Consider the following 18,164-nt stretch of genomic DNA (forward strand, 5'->3'; position numbering starts at 1 on the left):
TCGGCACCGCATTCACAGGAGACAAGCACATGGACGCCAGCACCCAGCCCTCGACCCAGATCGCCACCGTCAAGCTCTTGATCGGCGGCAAGTTCGTCGAGTCGAAGACCACCGAATGGCGCGACATCGTCAACCCGGCCACGCAGCAGGTGCTGGCCCGCGTGCCTTTCGCCACACAGGACGAGCTCGACGCCGCCGTCGCTTCGGCCAAGGACGCCTTCAAGACCTGGCGCAAGACCCCGCTCGGCGCGCGCGCGCGCATCTTCCTCAAGTACCAGCAACTGATCCGCGAGAACATGGCCGAGCTGGCCGCGATCCTCACGGCCGAGCAGGGCAAGACCCTGCCCGATGCCGAGGGCGACGTGTTCCGCGGCCTCGAAGTGGTCGAGCACGCCTCGAACATCGGCAACCTGCAGCTCGGCGAGCTGGCCAACAACGTGGCCAACGGCGTCGACACGTACACCCTGCTGCAGCCGCTGGGCGTGTGCGCGGGCATCACGCCGTTCAACTTCCCGGCCATGATCCCGCTGTGGATGTTCCCGATGGCCATCGTCACCGGCAACACCTTCGTGCTCAAGCCCTCCGAGCAGGACCCGATGGTCACGATGCGCCTGTGCGAGCTCGCGCTCGAGGCCGGCATCCCGGCCGGCGTGCTCAACGTGGTCCATGGTGGCGAGGCCGTGGTCAACGGCATCTGCGACCACAAGGACATCAAGGCGATCAGCTTCGTCGGCTCGACCAAGGTCGGCACCCACGTCTACAACCGCGCCACCCTGGCCGGCAAGCGCGTGCAATGCATGATGGGCGCGAAGAACCACGCCATCGTGATGCCCGACGCCAACAAGGAACAGACGCTCAACGCGCTGGCCGGCGCGAGCTTCGGCGCCGCGGGCCAACGCTGCATGGCGGTGTCGGTGGCGGTGCTGGTGGGCGACGCGCGCAAGTGGGTGCCCGAGCTGATCGAGAAGGCCAAGACGCTGAAGATCGGTGCCGGCACCGAGAAGGGCGTGGACGTGGGCCCGCTGGTCTCGTGCGCGGCGCACGACCGCGTCAGCAGCCTGATCGAACGCGGCCTGGCCGACGGCGCCGAGCTCGTGCTCGACGGCCGCAAGCCCAGCGTGCCCGGCTACGAGAAGGGCAACTTCGTCGGCCCGACGATCTTCACCGGCGTGAAGCCCGGCATGACCATCTATGACCAGGAGATCTTCGGACCGGTGCTGTGCGTGGCCGACGCCGAGACCATCGACGAGGCCATCGAGCTGATCAACAGCAACCCGAACGGCAACGGCACCGCGATCTTCACGCAGTCGGGCGCCGCGGCGCGCCGCTTCCAGGAAGACATCGACGTGGGCCAGGTCGGCATCAACGTGCCGATCCCGGTGCCGGTCCCGATGTTCTCGTTCACCGGTTCGCGCGCCTCCAAGCTCGGCGACCTCGGCCCGTACGGCAAGCAGGTCATCATGTTCTACACCCAGACCAAGACCGTGACGGCACGCTGGTTCGACGACAGCACCGTCTCGCACGGCGTCAACACCACCATCAGCCTCAAGTGAGGAAGCGCCTTCGCGTCGCGGCCTGGGGCGCGGTGGCGACGCTCGCGCTGCTCGCCGGCGGCGCGCGGGCGGCCGCCGACGCGGACGACTGCGATCCCAACGGGAACCAGCAGCAGATGAACGCGTGCGCGGCGCGCGATTTCCGCGCCGCCGATGCGGCGCTCAACATCCGCTATGGCGAGGTGATGAAGACGCTGTCGCCGTCGATGCGCACCGCGCTGCGCAACGAGCAGCGCGCCTGGCTCAAGGGCCGCGACCCGGCCTGCAAGCGCGCCTCGAAGGCCAACGAGGGCGGCTCCATGTGGCCGCTGGTATTCAATTCATGCCTGGAGAAATCGACCCGGAAACGGACCGCCGAACTGGATCGCTGGAAGGGTCGCGAACAATGAACTTCGAACTGTCCGAAGAGCAGAACGCCTTTGCGCAGAGCGCGCGCGATTTCGCGCAGGCCGAATTCGCGCCGCATGCGGCGCAGTGGGACGCCGAGGCTTTCTTCCCGAAGGAGGCCATCGCCAAGGCCGGCGAGCTGGGCTTCTGCGGCCTCTACGCGCCCGAGCGCATCGGCGGCCTCGGCCTGCCGCGGCTCGATGCCGCGCTGGTGTTCGAGGAGATGGCCGCGGTCGACCCGTCGACCACGGCCTTCATCACCATCCACAACATGGCGACCTGGATGCTCGGCACCTGGGCCACCGATGCGGTGGCCGAGCAGTGGGGCGAGGACCTCACGAGCGGGCGCAAGCTGGCCTCGTACTGCCTCACCGAGCCGGGCGCCGGCTCGGACGCGGGCTCGCTCAAGACGCGCGCCGAGCTGCAGGGCGCCGAATACGTGATCAACGGCGGCAAGGCCTTCATCTCGGGCGCCGGTTCCACCGACGTGCTGGTGCTGATGGCGCGCACCGGCGGCGCGGGCGCCAGCGGCATCTCGGCCTTCGCGGTGCCGGCCGATGCGGCCGGCGTGAGCTACGGCAAGAAGGAGCACAAGATGGGCTGGAACAGCCAGCCCACGCGCACCATCAATTTCGACAACGTGCGCATCCCCGCCGCAAACCTGCTGGGCAAGGAAGGCGAGGGCTTCCGCATCGCGATGAAGGGGCTCGACGGCGGGCGCATCAACATCGCGACCTGCTCGGTGGGCGCGGCGCAGGGCGCGCTCGACGCGGCGCGCCGCTACCTGCACGAGCGCCAGCAGTTCGGCAAGCCGATCGCGAGCTTCCAGGCGCTGCAGTTCAAGCTCGCCGACATGGCGACCGAGCTGGTGGCCGCGCGCCAGATGGTGCGGCTGGCCGCGAGCAAGCTCGACGCCGGCCACGCCGACGCCAGCACCTACTGCGCGATGGCCAAGCGCTTCGCGACCGATGCGGGCTTCGATGTCTGCAACGACGCGCTGCAATTGCACGGCGGCTACGGCTACCTCAGCGAGTTCCCGCTCGAGCGGCTGGTGCGCGACACCCGCGTGCACCAGATCCTCGAGGGCACCAACGAGATCATGCGCGTGATCGTTGCGCGAAAATTGCTGGAAGGGGACAGCGATATCCGCTGACGCCCCGTATCCGGAACCCCTCAAGACAATGACCGACTCCGTAGTTCTCTTCGACGAAATCAAGACCGCCGGCGGCCAGCGCTTCGGCGTCGCCACGCTCAACGCACCCGCCTCGCTCAACGCGCTGTCGGTGGACATGGTGCGCCTGCTCACGCCCCAGCTGCGCGCGTGGGCGAAGGACGACGGCATCGTCGGCGTGCTGCTGCAGGCCGCGGGCGAGAAGGCCTTCTGCGCCGGCGGCGACCTGCGCCAGCTCTACCAGACGCTGCGCGAATGCGGCGCCGAACGCAACACCTACGCCGAGGACTTCTTCCGCGAGGAGTACGAGCTCGACCACCTGATCCACACCTTCCCGAAGCCCTTCCTCTGCTGGGGCCACGGCATCGTGATGGGCGGCGGCGTGGGCCTGATGTCGGGCTGCTCGCACCGCGTGGTGACCGCGCAGAGCCGCATCGCCATGCCCGAGATCAGCATCGGCCTGTACCCCGACGTGGGCGGCAGCTGGTTCCTGCGCCGCACGCCGGGCCGCACCGGTCTGTTCCTCGCGCTCACGGCCGCGAACCTCAATGCCACCGACGCGATCTTCTGCGGCCTGGCCGACGTGCTGGTGCCGCAGGAGCACAAGGGCCAGGTGCTCGAGGCCATCGCCGCCGCGCGCTGGGCCGGCGATGGCAAGGCCGACCGCGCCACGCTGTCGCGCATCCTCGCCAAGGCCGGCGAGGGCGCCGAACTGCCGGCCTCGAAGGTGCGCGAGCACTACGACACCATCAACGCGCTGATGGCCGGCGACGACCTGCTCGACATCGCGCGGCGCCTGCGCGGGCTGCAGAGCGACGACGCCTGGCTGCAGGGCGCCGCCAAGACCTTCATGAAGGGCGCGCCGAGCTCGGCCGCGCTGAGCTTCGAGCTCTGGCAGCGCGTGCACCGCATGTCGCTGGCCGAGGTGTTCCGCCTCGAGTACTGGGCCTCGCTGGGCTTCTGCGCGCACAAGGACTTCGCCGAGGGCATCCGCGCGGTGCTGATCGACAAGGACCGCAATCCCCAGTGGTCGCCCGCGAGCATCGAGGAGATCACCCAGGCCTTCATCGACGACCACCTGCGCCCGCGCGGCGAGATGCCGGCGGAGCTGGCGACGCTGAGGTAAAGACGGATTTCCGGACGCAGAGGACGCGAAGGTTTCGCGAAGAGCGCGAAAGAAATCCATTTGAAGTTTTTTTGCGTCCTTCGCGAACCTTCGCGTCCTCTGCGTCCGGTTCCTGCATTCAAGACACTCAATCCTTCGGAGACAACACATGAAGATCGCATTCATCGGCCTCGGCAACATGGGCGGCCCGATGGCCCTCAACCTGCTCAAGGCCGGCCACACGCTCAGCGCCTTCGACCTCTCGGCCGACGCCTGCAAGAAGTTCGGGGATGAGGGCCTGCCAATCGCGAAGTCGGCGGCCGACAGCGTGGCCGATGCCGAGGTCGTGATCAGCATGCTGCCGGCCAGCGCGCATGTCGAGGGCCTGTTCCTCGGCGGCGCGGGCAAGCCCGGCCTGCTCGAGAGCATCCAGGCCGGCGCGCTCGTGATCGACAGCAGCACCATCGCCGCCGCCACCTCGCGCAAGGTGGCCGAGGCGGCCGCCGCCAAGGGCATCGCGATGATCGATGCGCCGGTGTCGGGCGGCACGGGCGGTGCCATCGCGGGCACGCTGACCTTCATGGTCGGCGGCGAGACGAAGGACCTCGAGCGCGCGCGGCCGGTGCTCGAGAAGATGGGCGCCAACATCTTCCACGCGGGTGCCGCGGGCGCGGGCCAGACCGCCAAGATCTGCAACAACATGCTGCTCGGCATCCTGATGATCGGCACCTCGGAGGCGCTCGCGCTCGGCGTGGCCAACGGGCTCGATCCCAAGGTGCTGTCGGAGATCATGCGCCGCAGTTCGGGCGGCAACTGGGCGCTCGAGAAGTACAACCCGATGCCCGGCGTGATGGAGGCCGCGCCGGCCTCGAAGAACTACGCGGGCGGCTTCGGCACCGACCTGATGCTCAAGGACCTGGGCCTGGCGCAGGAGAACGCGACCGCCGTGCGCGCCTCGACGCCGCTGGGCGGCATCGCGCGCAACCTCTATGCGGCGCACAGCCTCGCGGGGCATGGCGCGCTCGATTTCTCGAGCGTGCTGAAGCTGTTCCAGAAGCCCTGAGCGGGCTTGGCTCGACGCGAGACAGCGGCCTCAGTGCCGCTGTTTCGGCTTGTGGGCGGTCTTCTCGGCCTTCTCGAAGGCTTCGTCGCTGGGCGCGCCCTCGCTGCCCGGCTTGCGCATGTGCTCGCCGCTGCCGTGCTTGATGCGCTCCTGCTTGGCGTGGATGTTGGCGTAGAGGCCCTTGGTCTTTCGGGTCGGCATCGATGGCTCCTTGATTCGGTGCTGGCAGCGTGGTCACCGTGCGTGGCTCGCCTGGCACGCGCAGGCCGCGTCGCGGCGTAGGACATGTCGCGCGGCACGTCGTTGCCGCAGCCGGGCGCGGGGCCTTTGCGCGCGTCGTCAGAATGGGGGCATGCCCCATGTCACTTCACGTCTACCGCATCGCCTGCCGTACCACGCATCGGCGAGCCTGCTGCTCGCCGCCTTCATCGCGGGCTGCGCCGCGCCGCCCGCGCGCACGCAGACCCAGCCCGTACCCGCCGTGCCGCGCGCCGCCGCGCCCGTGCCTTCGCCTGCTCCCGCCGCACCGGTGGCACCCGCCGTCGACGATGCCCGCATCCAGCAGGACTTCGAGCGCTGGGTCGCGCAGTTCCGCACCCAGGCGCGCGCCGCCGGCATCGACGAGGCGACTTTGCACAGCGCCTTCGACGGCGCGAGTTACCTGCCGCAGGTGGTGGAGCGCGACCGCAGCCAGGCCGAGTTCGTGCGCGCGGTCTGGGACTACCTCGACACGGCCGTGTCGGCCCAGCGCGTGGCGCGCGGCCAGGAACGGCTGCAGGCGCTGCGGCCTCAGCTCGATGCCGTGGCCGCGCGCTACGGCGTGCCGGGCGAGATCGTGGTCGCGATCTGGGGCATGGAGAGCAACTACGGCGCCAACTACGGCGACATCTCGACCATCGATGCGCTCGCCACGCTGGGCTTCGAGGGCCGGCGCGCCGGCTGGGCGCGCGAGCAGCTGATGGCGGCGCTCAAGATCCTGCAGCGCGGCGACATCCCGCGCGACCGCATGATCGGCTCCTGGGCCGGTGCGATGGGCCAGACGCAGTTCCTGCCGACCGTGTTCCTCGCGCATGCGGTCGATGCCGACGGCGACGGCCGGCGCGACATCTGGGACAGCATGGCCGACGTCACGGCCTCGACCGCGAACTTCCTCCAGCACTCGGGCTGGCAGGCCGGCCAGCCCTGGGGCGTGGAGGTGCGGCTGCCGCCGGGCTTCGACCTCGCGCGCGCCGATGGGCAACAACGCCAGTCCGCGAGCCAATGGGCCGCCGAGGGCGTGCGTGCGATGGACGACGCCACGCCGCTGCCCGCGCTGGCCGATGCCTCGATCCTGCTGCCGGCCGGCGCGCGCGGGCCGGCCTTCCTGGTCGGGCCCAACTTCCGCACCATCCTGCGCTACAACAACGCGACCAGCTATGCGCTGGGCGTGGGCCTGCTGGCGCAGCGTCTCGCGGGCGGGCCCGGCGTGCGCGCCGACTGGCCGCGCGACCTGCAGCCGCTGTCGCGCGCCGAGACGATCGCGCTGCAGCAGGCGCTCAATGCGCGCGGCTTCGGCGCGGGCACGGCCGACGGGCTGCTCGGCCCGGCCACGCGCGATGCGATCCGGCGCTGGCAGCGCAGCGTGGGCGAGCCGGCCGACGGCTATCCGACCGTGCAGCTGCTGCAGCGCATCGCCACGCCGTAGCGCTTATTCCTCCGAGGTCGCGAGCGTGGCCTTCTGGCGCCGCGTCGCGCCCGCGCGCCACAGCGTGAGCTCGACCGCGTCGCCGGGCTGCAGGCGCTCGAGCACGGTCAGCACGTCGTCGGCGCTGGTGACGGCCGCGCCGTCGATCGCGGTGATCACGTCGCCCGGCACGATGCCGCGCTCGCCGCGCGCGAAGGCCCGCAGGCCCGCGCGCGCGGCGGGGCTGTCGGGCTGCACGCGCAGGATCGCCACGCCGCGCGGCAGGTCGAGCGCGCTGTTGAGTTCCTTGGGCGCATAGGTCAGGCCCAGCGCGGGGCGCACGAAGCGGCCGTCGCGGATCAGCCGCGGCACGATGCGGTTGACCTCGTCCACGGGGATCGAGAAACCGATGCCCGCGCTCGCGCCCGAGGGGCTGAAGATGGCCGTGTTGACCCCGATCAGCCGGCCCGCCGAATCGAGCAGCGGGCCGCCCGAGTTGCCGGGGTTGATCGCGGCATCGGTCTGGATCGCGCCGCGGATGGTGCGCCGGTTGACCGAATCGATCTCGCGGTTGAGCGCGCTCACGATGCCGGTGGTCAGCGTCTGGTCGAGCCCGAAGGGATTGCCGATGGCGTAGACCTTCTGGCCCACCTGCAGGTCGGCGCTGCTGCCCAGCGGCAGCGGCCGCAGCTTGGCCGCGGGCGCGTCGATGCGCAGCACCGCGAGGTCGCGATCGGGGAACACGCCCACGAGCTGTGCACGGTGGCTGCTCTGGTCGGCCAGCGTCACGCGCGCGGCGGCCGCGTTCTGGATCACGTGGTAGTTGGTGACGATGTGGCCCTGCGTGTCCCAGACGAAGCCGGTGCCCCGTGCCCTGCGGCACCTGCTGCACGTTGAGCGAGAACAGGCCGCGCTCGAGCCCGATCGAGGTGATGTTGACCACCGCGGGCGAGGCGGCCTTGAACACGGCGATGTTGTTCTGCTCCTCGGCCCCGAGCGCGCCGCGCGCGGCGATCGGGCGCGGGGTGGCCTCGGCGCGCGGCTGGGCATGGCCGGGCAGGGCGAGCAGGGTGGTCGAAAGGAGGAGCGGGAGGAGGAAGAGGGTTCGCATGGCGCGGTGGGCATTGAGCGTGAGCGGGGCGGACTTTAGCGGGCCGCGGTGACCGGCGTTCGATTGCGATCGCGCCGAGCGCTTTCGGTTCTGCGCGCGCCGCGATTTTTCCGGGGTGCCCGGCTGGCGCTCGTCCGACGCGGCCCGGCCGGGCCGGCGCCAATAATCGCGCCATGTCGCTCCTCCGCTCCCGCTGCCTTCGAACCCTGGCCTTCTCCCTCCCGCTCTCGCTGCTGCTGGCCGCCGCGCCCGCCGCGGCCCAGGACCGCGCGCAGGCGCTGCTGCAGTTCGAGGGCGTGGCGGCGCGCTACCAGGCGGCCTATGCGCCCGGCGCCGTGGCGCGCGGCGCCAGGCAGCAGCTCGAGCCGGCCGACGAGGCCATCGCGGGCGGCGCGCTCAAGGCGCTCGATGCCGCCTCGGCCCATGCCTTCGACGCGAACGCCGCGGTTGCCGCGGTGCGCACGGCCGTGGCGGCCGCCGGGCAGGGCGGCGCGGCGCCGTCTCCCGCGGCGCTGGCCGCGGTCGCGCACCTCGCGAAGGTGCGCGCCGACTATGGCGCGATGGACGACGCGGCTCGCGCCGACTTCGTCAAGCGCCAGCAGGCCCAGCCGCCGGGACCGGCGCGCACCGCGCTGCTCGAGCGCATGGCGGTGGCCGACCTGCGCGAGATCGACTTCTCGAGCGAGCTGCTGATGACCGCCGTGGTCAAGCAGCTGGCGCGCGGCAACGCGGCCCAGTTCAGCGCGCTGCCCGAGGCCACGCTCGAGGGCGCCATCGACTCGCTGTGGTCGCGCGGCGTGACCTCCACGCGCCAGCGCAACCTGCTGATCGTCGCGCGCGAGTTCGAGCGGCAGCTCACGCTGGTGTGGCTGTCGGCGCTCGGCGAGGACGAGATCGCCGCGCTCGCGGCCTGGCGCGGCGACGCGCAGGCCGATGGCGAGCGCGAGGCGCTGGTCGGCAGCTACCGCGCCGAGGTCAAGGCCGGCGACACGCGGGCGATCCGCGCCGTGCTGCGGGCCTGGCCGCGGTAGCCGGAAGGTATTCGACGGACGGCCCGACAAGCGCCGATTCGGCGCCGAATGTAGCCATTTGGGCGTCGTCGTCGGAAAGTTCCCCGTCATTGTTTCAATTTCATGAACACCGTGGTTCATTCGAGCGAGGGTTTTCCCTTGTTTCCTGGGGCAAACTTCGAGCCCGTCCAAAAGAAGACCATCCAAGGAAAGACACTCGTATGAAGACCTCGAACATCCTCGCTGCCGCCGCCCTGTCGCTGATCGCCGTTGCCGGCGCCCACGCCGAAACCTATGAAGGCGTGCATTCGGTGACCGCCGGCTACAGCCGCGCCGACGTGGCGCCCCAGGCTGCCGCCGCTGCCCGCGAAGGCAACATCTACGCCGACGGCGCGACCGCCAACCTGGCACCCGTGGTGGCCGGCAACACCGACCGCGCCGTGGTGCGTGGCGAAGCCGTGGCAGCCGCCCATGCTCCTGGCCAGAACCTGCGCCGCGAATCGTTCCCGGGCAGCGTGATCCCCGCGCAAGCCCGCACGCTGACGCGTCAAGCCGGCCTGTGAGGCTGGGCGGCGCAAGCCGCTTTCTGCTGAAGAGAATTGGTTCGAAAACCGGGCCACGCGACGAGCGTGGCCCGGTTTTTCGTTGGGGCGCGCGTCGCGAGGCTGCTTGTGACGTGGGCTCGGCTATCGTCGGCGGATGTATCTGCCACGAGGGAGCTCCTCCATGCCATCGCGTCTTTTCCGCCTTTCGCTGCCCGCCCTGTCCCTCGGCTGCGCCGTGCTCGCCCTCGGCGGCACGGCCGTCGCCGACACGCTCAAGAAGCCCGCGCTCGACCTGCTCGCCGCACGCTGGCAGGCCGGCCAGACTGCGAAGGACTTCCATGCCTTCCTGGCCCAGGCCGTGGCCGCGAACCCCGCCAACAAGGAGCTGGCCGCGGCCGTGTCCGCGTATGGACAGCGCCAGCCGCTCGCGGGCGATGCGCTGGTCGACATCGCGCGCCTGCTCGGCCTGTACAACCGGCTGCACAACCAGCAGGCGGCGATCGCGACCATCGGCGCCATGGTCGCGATCCCGACCGTGCGCAACGTGCAGGTGCCGCCGCACGAGAGTCCCGCGATCCTCGACTTCGGCCGGCTGGTCGAGAAGATGGCGAAGGATTTCGGCCTGAACTGGCGCAACGTCGACAACCGCATCTTCGAGGTCAGCCTCCAGGGCCGCGGCAGCGAGGAGTTCGGCATCCTCACGCATGCCGACGTGGTGCCCGCCGTGCTGTCCGAATGGGTGCTCGAAGACGGCACCCGGCTCGATCCCTTCACCATGACCCGCGTGGGCGACTTGCTCTACGGCCGCGGCACCATCGACGACAAGGGTTCGATCGCCGCTGTGCTCTATGCGATGAAGGCCGTCAAGGACAGCGGCCTGCCGCTCGAGCGCGGCATCCGGTTGATGATCGAGACCACCGAGGAGACCGGTGGCGACGCGATGCTCTACTACCGCAACAAGACGGCGCTGCCGGCCTACAACATCGTGCTCGACAGCAAGTACCCGGCGGTCGTGGCCGAGAAGGGCTCGGGCGCGCTCAAGGTGTTCTTCCCCGCGCAGCCTGCCGACCCCGCGGCCACCGCCATCGTCGCGATGGCCGGTGCCGCCTCGGCCAATGCGATCGCGCAGACCGCCACCGCCACGCTCAAGGGCGGCGACCTCACCGCGGCGGCCGCGACGCTCGAGGCCGCGAAGGCCGGCTTCCTGCGCAAGTACGAGGCCCAGGGCGGCAAGTTCGCCATCGACATCGCGCGCGGCGCCGACAGCATCGAGCTCAAGGTGACCGGCGTCTCGGCCCATGGTTCGCGGCCCGAGGAGGGCGTGAACCCCGTGCCGCGCCTCGCGCTGTTCCTCAAGGAATCGGGCCTGGCGCTCGCGCCCAACGGCTTTCGCCAGGCGGTCGACTACCTCGATGCGCTCTACGGCACCGGCTACCTCGGCGAGAAGCTGGGCCTGGGCTATGCCGACGACTTCATGGGCCCTCTGACCTTCTCGCCGAACCTGGTGCGCGCGGGCGCCGATGGCCGCGTCGAGGTCACGGTCAACGTGCGCATGCCGCGCGGCCGCACGCCCGATGAACTCAAGACCCAGGTCACCGCGAAGGTGCAGGCCTGGGCCGACGCCGCCAAGGTCAAGCCCGAGATCCAGTACGACCAGGGCAACTGGATGGCGCGCGATCCCAAGGGCGCCTGGCTCTCGACGCTGCTGAACATCTACGGCGACACCACCGGGCTGGAGGCCAAGCCCGTGCCCACGGCAGGCAGCACCACCGCCAAGCTGATGCCCAACGCGATCAACTTCGGCCCCGCGATGCCCGGCAAGAAGTACACCGCGCACAACGCCAAGGAATACAAGGAAGTGCCCGACCTCGACGCGGACATGCAGATGTTCACCGAGATGCTGGTGCGGATCGGGAATCTGCCGCGGATGCAGTGAGATTCCGGTGAGCATCGAGTTCGCCACGGCCGGCGCCGTGCGCAACGCACGACGGATAGACTGAAACTCGCTCCCGCGCGAACGACCGGTGAAATGGAACGCGGGGAGCGCTCAATCAAAAAAAAGAGGGGTATGAATGGGAGGAGTCTGGGGACTATTGGGGCCTGAGCAGCTTCCGATTTCTCGTCGCACCCGAAGCCTGGGGCTCGCTGCGACTATCCGACGGTTCAATGAGCTTGCCGTTCCCGGCATGGGTGGTGTCTGGTACGGCAAGCGCTTCCTGCTGGCGACCCTGGGGATCGTGGTGGCCGAGCGTGTGCGACTGCGCGGAGGCAAGGTGCAGAACATCGAGGTCGCGAATGCCGTCGAGGCATTGGCATGCTGCCTGGCTTTCAAGGGCCAGGGGTGGCAACCCGATGCCCGCCTGCGAGGCCGCACCAAGCTGCAGGGACAGACCGCCGATCTTTCTTTCAGGAAGGTCGGGCGACGCGGCTTCTACGTGAGCCAGCCGATGCGCATGGCGGCGGTACGGGCATTGCCCGCACTGGGATTCGCCGAGAACGGCGCCACACGCTTCAATGCCTTTCGCGCCTCGGACGAAGGAGAGGCGTTCGTCGAAGATGCGTGCCGGCCTTACTCGCCCTACAACCGGTCCGTGGTCGACCATCTCGTGAAGTGGGTGCGCGGAGAGGAAAACCGCACCGACACCGCCTCCTTGAGCGACGCGTTGTCTCCCTTGCTGGCGTTGCCGGGCTCCGCCTGCACGCAGATCCGGGCACGGCTCGAACTGGGTGGAAAGAACGAGGAGCCCGACAGTCGCCTGCGTCGACGCAGCGCATTGAACTGGGTCGCTCGTCTCGACACCGACCCGACGACGGATTGGCGCAGGCCCGCCGAGATTTCGGACGATAGGCATTGGCACGACCTGCAGGCGGGCGCTGCGTTCTTTGCCGTTCGCGATGCCGCCATCGCGACGCTCGATGCGGTGGAGGGGGCCATGGGGCGCGAAGGGCGGCCGACCTCCATCGATGACGCGGCGCGACGCACCGGGCATTCCATCGATGCGCTGCGGCGGACGGCGAACGAATTCCTCGCGCTCGGGCATCGAGACGCGGAAGCCCTCGATTTCTCCCGCCTGTGCGCGGCCGACAGCCCTGCGCAGGTTCTCCGGGGCTTGGTCGAGCGCGACGGCAGGGTGCTTCGCCTCGCCGGGAGCGAGGTACGGCCGGCGGGCGCGGCATTTCGCGGCACGGCCATCGAGGAATCCTCGCAGGCGGACGAAGACGACGATGGCCCGACGGGCGACGTTCGCGTTCCCTCCGGAGTTTCCTATCGCGTGCGCAACCTGTACCTGCTGAACCTCGACATGCAAGGCCGTCTCGGCGAATGGCTTCAAAGGAATCGATCGGAGGCGGCGCATGAGCAGTGACCGTGGTCGTCTGAGCCTGCCTTCGCTGGCTCAGCATTTCGATGCGCCTGAAGGCTACGTTGGTCATTTCGGCTGGATCTGCGGGTATTCGGCCGATGCCCCGTTCCTGAACGACGCAGCCGAGCGCTTCACGGCGCTCACCAAGGATCAGCGCGCCAGCCAGGGTCACGTCGCGCTGGCCCTGATCGTCGACCCTGGCCATCCGCCGATCGGCTTCATCGACGCGCCGGGCATCGCTCATCTCGCGATCCTGGAGGCGCGGGACAAGCCCTTTCGGCTGCTGCACGCCAAGGTCGCGCTCTTGGGCTATCGCCATCTGGAGCAGCGCGATCGCTGGCGTCTGCGATTGGTCGTTGCGACGGGAAACTGGACACGCCAGACGCTTGAGGACAGCCTCGATCTGGCATGGCGCGTCGAGGTCGACAGCGATTCGTTGGCACAGCCCGCGGCCGACGATCGCCGGGCGTGCGCGGACATCGGCGCCGCCCAAAGGCTGCTGGGTGCTATCCGGGCGTCGTTCGACACCCGGCTGCTGGACGCATCGCCATCGGGCTCCGAGCACGTCCAGCTTCTCGATGCCTGGATGGCACGGTGCGCGGCGGAGGCTGCGGGCGAACCGCGGTTCTTCGACAACAGGCATGCCTCCTTGCTAAGTCAATTGCCGACCAAGGTGAAGGCCGAAAGCGAATCCGGCGCAAGGAACTACCTGGCCATGGGGTCCGGCTTCTACGAATCGGGGGGGCATCCGTCGGAAGCGCCTTCGGTGCCCATCGCGGCGATCCGCGCACTGAAGGAGGCCTCGTTGTTGACCCCGGGCCGCGGAGGTGGATCTCTTCGTCAACCGGCTGGCGTGCCAGGCGGTGGCGTCCTCGGTGCAGGCCCTGGAAGACCAGGGCGTGAAAGTGAGACCCGCTGCGGCCCCGTCACCGCTGTTCGGCGACAACAGTGCGCGGACGCTGCACGCCAAGTTCCTGTTCAGCGCGAAGTACGCCAGCAACGCCCCCCGATGCAATGGCGCCTGGATCTACCTGGGCTCGGGCAATCTCACGGGGCCGGGGTTCGCGAACGCGATGAGCCCTTCATCGGGAAATCTCGAGGCCGGCGTCGTCTTCGCGCCCGGTCCCCTGTACTGGCATGCGGACCGGGGAATCGAGGCCCATCAGGTCGTCGGCGATCTGCTGCCGATCCAATGGACCGAGGCCTTCGATGGTTCCACGGTCCTGTCGGCCGGCGATTCCTTCGAACGGCCCGAGACCTTGCATACGGCGCCGCCGGTGGCCTGGCTCGCGTGGTGCGAGACAGGCGATGGCGGATTCCTTTCGCTGCCCGCCGAAGTGCTGGACTACGAATTCGCCTTCCAGGTGCTGACGCCCGAAGGCATTCCAGGCGTCGTGAGCGGTGGCACCATCCCATGGACGGGGCGCCGCCCTCGGGTCGTGCGCTGCCGGTGGAATGCCGATGGCACGCGGAAGGAAGCGGACATCCCCGTGATCGACGAGTTCGGACGCATTGCGGCAGCCAAGCTGATGCCTCTGGGGGTCGACGAGGGCTGGTGGCAGTTGGCGGACTTTCCGCTGGTGCCGATCGAGGAGACCGCCAATGATGATCCCGATTCACAGGACGACCACCCGGGCGAGCCGGGCGGGGAAGGCGGTCGCACGCTGGTGTCGAGCTATTCGATCCGCCAGATGATGGAGCTGATCGAGAACATCGCCGAAAAGCAGACGGCCATCGACAGGCGCGATTGGGAGCCCTGGTGCCGACGGCTCGAACAGACGCTGGTTCGCATGAGGGACAGCGGACCGGTGGCCTATTTCCGGATGCAGCAGGCGCCGAAGTTGAATCCCTTGAGTCCTCTGCGGTGCGCTCCCTTTCGCCGAGCTTCGCCGAAACCGCCGAAACCTCCGAGGGGCGGCTCTACGAGGAGGCGCTCCGGCGCATCGAACTCAGCTGGGGCGTGGATGAGATGGTGTCGATGGGAGAACTGCAATGAGCCGGTCATTTGCGGGCTGGGAGGCCGTCGGGCGGAATCTGCAGGAGATTGCCGCCGGCCACGCCATCGAACTCAACGCGGGGCAGCGTGCCAGCCTCGTCGCCATCGCCGAGCGCCTGCCGGGCAACGGCGTGCTCATCGCGGACGAAGTCGGACTGGGCAAGACGCGCATTGCCGCGGCCGTCGCGCGTGGCGTAATCGACGCCGGAGGACGCGTCGCCATCATCGTTCCGCCGGTGCTGGGCTATCAGTGGCGCGAAGAGCTGCAGCGCAAGGCGCACATCGAGAACACGCCCCTGATCATTCGAAGCCTGGACGCATACCTGGATGCGTGGAAGCAAGGGGCCGGCGCGGAGGAGCCCTGGGGAGAGCCCCCGGCGTTGCTGATCTCGCATGCCTTTTGCAACTGGTCGATCAAGGGCAATACCAAGACCAACTGGAAGTGGGCACTGCTGCCGGCCACGCTGGCCTTGGCCCGCGCACGCAGCGCGGGAAGCGGCCGCCTTCCGCGTGGCTACTGGGCTGGCGGGAAGATGGACGACGACCGCATCGCCGCCGCGGCGCAGTGGATCTTTGGGAATGCGGACGAGGCCTTGCTGGATGCATTGGCCTCCAGCCCCGAGTTGAACCGCTGGGGCAGCGAGTCGCCGTTGTTCGACCCCGGCAACTACCTCAAGCGCACGGTATTCAGGAGCGCGCTCGAACAGGTGGTGGGCCTCGGGCTGGGCACCTTCGATCTCGTGATCGTCGACGAGGCGCACAAGAGCCGGGGCGAGGAAAGCAATCTCAACCGCTTGCTGGACTTCGTCGTACAGCCCGGCACCGATGCGCGGCGGCTTGCCATGACGGCAACGCCGATCGAACTGGACGCGAAGCAATGGACCTCCACGCTCCAGCGCCTGGGCACGAATCTGCCCGATGCCACGCGGGTGATCGATGGCTATGCAGCTGCGGTCAAGCAGGTGCGCGCCAGCCCCACCGATGCGGAAACGCGTGCCGCGTTCGGCAGGGCGGCCCAGAGCTTCAAGAACACCTTCGGCGCGGTCCTGGTGCGCCGAGACAAGCGAGACGATCCCTGGGGTCAGGCGCTTCGCCGAGCTATCGGGCGAGAGCCATCATGCCTACAGACGCGAGCGAGCCATCGCGATCGACGCGGCAAGCCTGCCGCCGGCGTGGCGGCAGGCGGTCTGTGCCGCCGAAGCCCTGTCGTTCGCGACGCGGGGCAGCGACGACGCGGTCGCCAAGCGCTTGCGACTGACGCTTGGCAATGGGCACGGAATCGCCGCGCTGATGGATCAGCTGCTGGAGGATGCCAAGGAAGACAAGACACAGGCAGAGGCGGATGGCTTGGGTTTGGTCGATGTCGCGGAAGCCATAGTTGCCGCGCCCAGGAACAAGCGGGAGCAGCGTGCCGACTGGTGGAAGCAAAGGATGGCCGACGCGTTCCGCGAGGGGCCGACACCGTCGAGCGATGCGGCCCTCTACGAGCATCCAGCCATTTCGGCCGCCGTCGAGGCGATCGAAGCCACCTGCGGACCTGCTGCCAACGAAAAGGTGCTGGTCTTCGGTCGATTCACGCGGCCGATGCGTTCGCTGGTCCGGCTTCTCAATGCCCGCGCGTTGCTGCGCAGCCTCGACAGCGGCGTGCTCTGGCCGCAGGAGAAGCTGGCCGATACCGAGCGCGCCGCCGTGCTCGCCGCGCTGCGCCAATCGGGCCGGCGCGATTCGCTCGATGACATCGACAGTCGACTGAAAACCCAATACGCGGCGCTGGAACAGCAGCGGGAAACGTTCAGGACCCATCTGGTGGCGTCGATCGCGCAGGGCTTCGGATCGATCGAGGTCGGACATCGGATCCGGTCGATCTACGAGGCGTTTGCAGCACGCGTGGAACACGAGGCCGGACGCGAGACCCCCCGCCATGCGGGTGTGCTGGCGCTGGTGGCGCGCGCGATCCAGGACCTCATGGGGCACGGCGATGCCGCCGTGGACGCGGGACGTATCGCGGCAGCCTTCGTCGAGCTGGTCGACGCGGCCAGCGACCAGGAAGACCGCTCCGATGCGGAGGGCCAGGGCGGGCAGGCACAGGCAGTGCAACGATGGGAAGCGCTCGAAGAGCGGCTGAGGGGTGAGTTCAATCTGGCGGAGGGTGCTTTCGCGCGCCTGATGCACGGAGACACCCGGCCCCACACGCGCCGGATGCTCCAGCTCGCATTCAATCGCGAGCACAGCCACCCCAAGGTGCTCGTGGTCCAGTCGGTCGTGGGCCGCGAGGGGCTGAACCTTCACACCGCGTGCCGGACGGTCGTCCTGCTTCATCCGGAGTGGAATCCGGGTGTCGTGGAGCAGCAGATCGGCCGCGTGGACCGCATCGGGAGCCTGTGGCAATCGAAGTTCCAGGCCTGGGAGAAAGCCGGCCCCGACTTGGCTGGCGACGGCCCGCCCCGCATCGAGATCCGGCCCGTGGTTTTCAAGGGAAGCTACGACGCGGAGAACTGGCGGGTGTTGCGCGAGCGCTGGGAGGAGCTGAGGGCACAGCTTCACGGCGTCGTGGTCAACGAGCACGCGAGCGACGAGCTCATGCGACAGCTGGCGCGGGAGATCAATGCCCTGGCGCCTGATTTTTCTCCTGCGCCGATCCGGCCCGCTCATTGATCGAAGGGGCCAAGTCGCCCTGCCACTGCGCGGCAAAGCCCCGGAGCTCCACCAGCTCGTCGAGGATCGGACACGCCGGCCGGTGGTCGCCCCGGCACAGGCCCGCGAGCCGCTCGAGCACGCGCTTCGTCGCCTGCAGCTCCTCGATGCGCGAATCGAGCGCCTCGGCGCGGCACAGCGTGAGGCGCCTGACCTCGGCGCTCGCGCGTTCCTCGTCGCGCCACAGCGCCACCAGCCGTTCGATCTCGTCCATGGCGAAGCCCAGCGCCAGCGCGCGGCGCGCGAAGCGCAGCACGGCGACGTGGGCGTGCGTGTAGCGGGGCTCGGCCGCGGCGATCAGGCCGCGCGCCTCGCACTGGCGCAGCAGCCGTTGCGAAACGCCGGCGCGCGCGAGCGCGGCCTCGAGGTCGAACCGCGGCGCGGTGTCGGCGTGGACGGGCGATGGAAGGGTGCGAGGGGTCATGCGGCCTCCTGTGGAAGAGGCCCGAAGTCTTCGGTCTCGCACGGTGTCAAGGTCAAGCCGCGGCGCGGCTTTTCCTTGCG

General features: G+C 69.2%; 18 protein-coding genes. 14 read left to right on the forward strand and 4 right to left on the reverse strand.

All coding sequences use genetic code 11. The features are described from left to right. Positions 1–29 precede the first annotated feature (29 nt). The 5 genes from ACHMXE_RS23825 (at position 30) to mmsB (ending at position 5,279) form a co-directional block, all read left to right on the forward strand. Complete coding sequence (locus tag ACHMXE_RS23825) at positions 30–1,553, forward strand: CoA-acylating methylmalonate-semialdehyde dehydrogenase (RefSeq protein WP_208510962.1); 1,524 nt, start codon at positions 30–32, stop codon at positions 1,551–1,553. Positions 1,554–1,585: 32 nt separating this feature from the next. Then, complete coding sequence (locus tag ACHMXE_RS23830; protein ID WP_395351685.1) at positions 1,586–1,942, forward strand: lysozyme inhibitor LprI family protein; 357 nt, start codon at positions 1,586–1,588, stop codon at positions 1,940–1,942. Continuing rightward, positions 1,939–3,093: an acyl-CoA dehydrogenase family protein gene (locus ACHMXE_RS23835; protein WP_395351687.1), complete on the forward strand. Its 1,155-nt coding sequence runs from the start codon at positions 1,939–1,941 to the stop codon at positions 3,091–3,093. Before ACHMXE_RS23830 ends, ACHMXE_RS23835 begins: the two co-directional genes overlap by 4 nt. A gap of 28 nt (positions 3,094–3,121) precedes the next feature. Further along, positions 3,122–4,237, forward strand: a complete 1,116-nt coding sequence (locus ACHMXE_RS23840; protein WP_395351689.1) for an enoyl-CoA hydratase/isomerase family protein — start codon at positions 3,122–3,124, stop codon at positions 4,235–4,237. Between the two features lie 148 nt (positions 4,238–4,385). Beyond that, entirely contained in the window at positions 4,386–5,279 is an 894-nt protein-coding gene (mmsB, locus tag ACHMXE_RS23845; protein ID WP_395351691.1) for a 3-hydroxyisobutyrate dehydrogenase, read from the forward strand. 30 nt (positions 5,280–5,309) lie between these two features. Here the strand turns inward: mmsB and ACHMXE_RS23850 are convergent, their stop codons facing one another. Continuing rightward, complete coding sequence (locus ACHMXE_RS23850; RefSeq protein WP_208511154.1) at positions 5,310–5,480, reverse strand: hypothetical protein; 171 nt, start codon at positions 5,478–5,480, stop codon at positions 5,310–5,312. Positions 5,481–5,631: 151 nt separating this feature from the next. Here ACHMXE_RS23850 and ACHMXE_RS23855 point away from each other — a divergent pair, with 151 nt between their 5' ends. Then, positions 5,632–6,963, forward strand: a complete 1,332-nt coding sequence (locus tag ACHMXE_RS23855; RefSeq protein WP_395351694.1) for a lytic murein transglycosylase — start codon at positions 5,632–5,634, stop codon at positions 6,961–6,963. Positions 6,964–6,966: 3 nt separating this feature from the next. Here ACHMXE_RS23855 and ACHMXE_RS23860 read toward each other — a convergent pair whose 3' ends face one another. Next, complete coding sequence (locus tag ACHMXE_RS23860) at positions 6,967–7,758, reverse strand: S1C family serine protease (RefSeq protein ID WP_395351696.1); 792 nt, start codon at positions 7,756–7,758, stop codon at positions 6,967–6,969. Positions 7,759–7,786: 28 nt separating this feature from the next. On the opposite strand from ACHMXE_RS23860, the gene ACHMXE_RS23865 reads away from it, so the two are divergent. The 7 genes from ACHMXE_RS23865 (at position 7,787) to ACHMXE_RS23895 (ending at position 14,966) form a co-directional block, all read left to right on the forward strand. Further along, a complete protein-coding gene (locus tag ACHMXE_RS23865) occupies positions 7,787–8,092 on the forward strand; it encodes a hypothetical protein (protein ID WP_395351698.1) in 306 nt (101 codons plus the stop codon). Positions 8,093–8,226: 134 nt separating this feature from the next. Beyond that, positions 8,227–9,084 (forward strand): hypothetical protein, encoded by an 858-nt coding sequence (locus tag ACHMXE_RS23870; RefSeq protein ID WP_395351700.1) that lies wholly within the window; start codon positions 8,227–8,229, stop codon positions 9,082–9,084. A gap of 200 nt (positions 9,085–9,284) precedes the next feature. Then, on the forward strand, positions 9,285–9,626 hold the full coding sequence (locus ACHMXE_RS23875; RefSeq protein ID WP_203201575.1) for an alpha/beta hydrolase: 342 nt from the start codon (positions 9,285–9,287) through the stop codon (positions 9,624–9,626). 163 nt (positions 9,627–9,789) lie between these two features. Then, complete coding sequence (locus tag ACHMXE_RS23880; protein ID WP_395351702.1) at positions 9,790–11,544, forward strand: dipeptidase; 1,755 nt, start codon at positions 9,790–9,792, stop codon at positions 11,542–11,544. A 250-nt stretch (positions 11,545–11,794) separates the two neighbouring features. Then, on the forward strand, positions 11,795–12,973 hold the full coding sequence (locus ACHMXE_RS23885; protein WP_395351704.1) for a hypothetical protein: 1,179 nt from the start codon (positions 11,795–11,797) through the stop codon (positions 12,971–12,973). After that, complete coding sequence (locus ACHMXE_RS23890; RefSeq protein ID WP_395351706.1) at positions 12,963–14,576, forward strand: hypothetical protein; 1,614 nt, start codon at positions 12,963–12,965, stop codon at positions 14,574–14,576. Before ACHMXE_RS23885 ends, ACHMXE_RS23890 begins: the two co-directional genes overlap by 11 nt. A 258-nt stretch (positions 14,577–14,834) precedes the next feature. Then, positions 14,835–14,966 carry a hypothetical protein gene (locus ACHMXE_RS23895; protein ID WP_395351708.1) on the forward strand — a complete coding sequence of 44 codons (132 nt, stop codon included), beginning with the start codon at positions 14,835–14,837 and terminating at the stop codon, positions 14,964–14,966. A 5-nt stretch (positions 14,967–14,971) separates the two neighbouring features. Here ACHMXE_RS23895 and ACHMXE_RS23900 read toward each other — a convergent pair whose 3' ends face one another. Next, on the reverse strand, positions 14,972–15,844 hold the full coding sequence (locus ACHMXE_RS23900) for a hypothetical protein (protein ID WP_395351710.1): 873 nt from the start codon (positions 15,842–15,844) through the stop codon (positions 14,972–14,974). Positions 15,845–15,947: 103 nt separating this feature from the next. On the opposite strand from ACHMXE_RS23900, the gene ACHMXE_RS23905 reads away from it, so the two are divergent. Then, complete coding sequence (locus ACHMXE_RS23905) at positions 15,948–17,621, forward strand: C-terminal helicase domain-containing protein (protein WP_395351712.1); 1,674 nt, start codon at positions 15,948–15,950, stop codon at positions 17,619–17,621. Here ACHMXE_RS23905 and ACHMXE_RS23910 read toward each other — a convergent pair. Further along, positions 17,569–18,084 carry a MerR family DNA-binding protein gene (locus tag ACHMXE_RS23910; protein ID WP_395351714.1) on the reverse strand — a complete coding sequence of 172 codons (516 nt, stop codon included), beginning with the start codon at positions 18,082–18,084 and terminating at the stop codon, positions 17,569–17,571. The two genes, ACHMXE_RS23905 and ACHMXE_RS23910, sit on opposite strands and share 53 nt — an antisense overlap. Positions 18,085–18,164 lie beyond the last annotated feature (80 nt).

It is taken from the genome of Variovorax sp. UC122_21, assembly GCF_044056785.1.
Lineage (GTDB): Bacteria > Pseudomonadota > Gammaproteobacteria > Burkholderiales > Burkholderiaceae_C > Variovorax.

Bases quoted from the DNA above. Each gene is read 5' to 3' on its own strand.
- ACHMXE_RS23835 (WP_395351687.1), top strand. From the start codon at position 1,939: ATGAACTTCGAACTGTCCGAAGAGCAGAACGCCTTTGCGCAGAGCGCG.
- ACHMXE_RS23825 (WP_208510962.1), top strand. From the start codon at position 30: ATGGACGCCAGCACCCAGCCCTCGACCCAGATCGCCACCGTCAAGCTC.
- ACHMXE_RS23875 (WP_203201575.1), top strand. From the start codon at position 9,285: ATGAAGACCTCGAACATCCTCGCTGCCGCCGCCCTGTCGCTGATCGCC.
- ACHMXE_RS23840 (WP_395351689.1), top strand. From the start codon at position 3,122: ATGACCGACTCCGTAGTTCTCTTCGACGAAATCAAGACCGCCGGCGGC.
- ACHMXE_RS23890 (WP_395351706.1), top strand. From the start codon at position 12,963: ATGAGCAGTGACCGTGGTCGTCTGAGCCTGCCTTCGCTGGCTCAGCAT.
- mmsB (WP_395351691.1), top strand. From the start codon at position 4,386: ATGAAGATCGCATTCATCGGCCTCGGCAACATGGGCGGCCCGATGGCC.
- ACHMXE_RS23910 (WP_395351714.1), bottom strand. From the start codon at position 18,084: ATGACCCCTCGCACCCTTCCATCGCCCGTCCACGCCGACACCGCGCCG.
- ACHMXE_RS23850 (WP_208511154.1), bottom strand. From the start codon at position 5,480: ATGCCGACCCGAAAGACCAAGGGCCTCTACGCCAACATCCACGCCAAG.
- ACHMXE_RS23880 (WP_395351702.1), top strand. From the start codon at position 9,790: ATGCCATCGCGTCTTTTCCGCCTTTCGCTGCCCGCCCTGTCCCTCGGC.
- ACHMXE_RS23855 (WP_395351694.1), top strand. From the start codon at position 5,632: ATGCCCCATGTCACTTCACGTCTACCGCATCGCCTGCCGTACCACGCA.
- ACHMXE_RS23870 (WP_395351700.1), top strand. From the start codon at position 8,227: ATGTCGCTCCTCCGCTCCCGCTGCCTTCGAACCCTGGCCTTCTCCCTC.
- ACHMXE_RS23885 (WP_395351704.1), top strand. From the start codon at position 11,795: ATGGGTGGTGTCTGGTACGGCAAGCGCTTCCTGCTGGCGACCCTGGGG.
- ACHMXE_RS23905 (WP_395351712.1), top strand. From the start codon at position 15,948: ATGCGGAAACGCGTGCCGCGTTCGGCAGGGCGGCCCAGAGCTTCAAGA.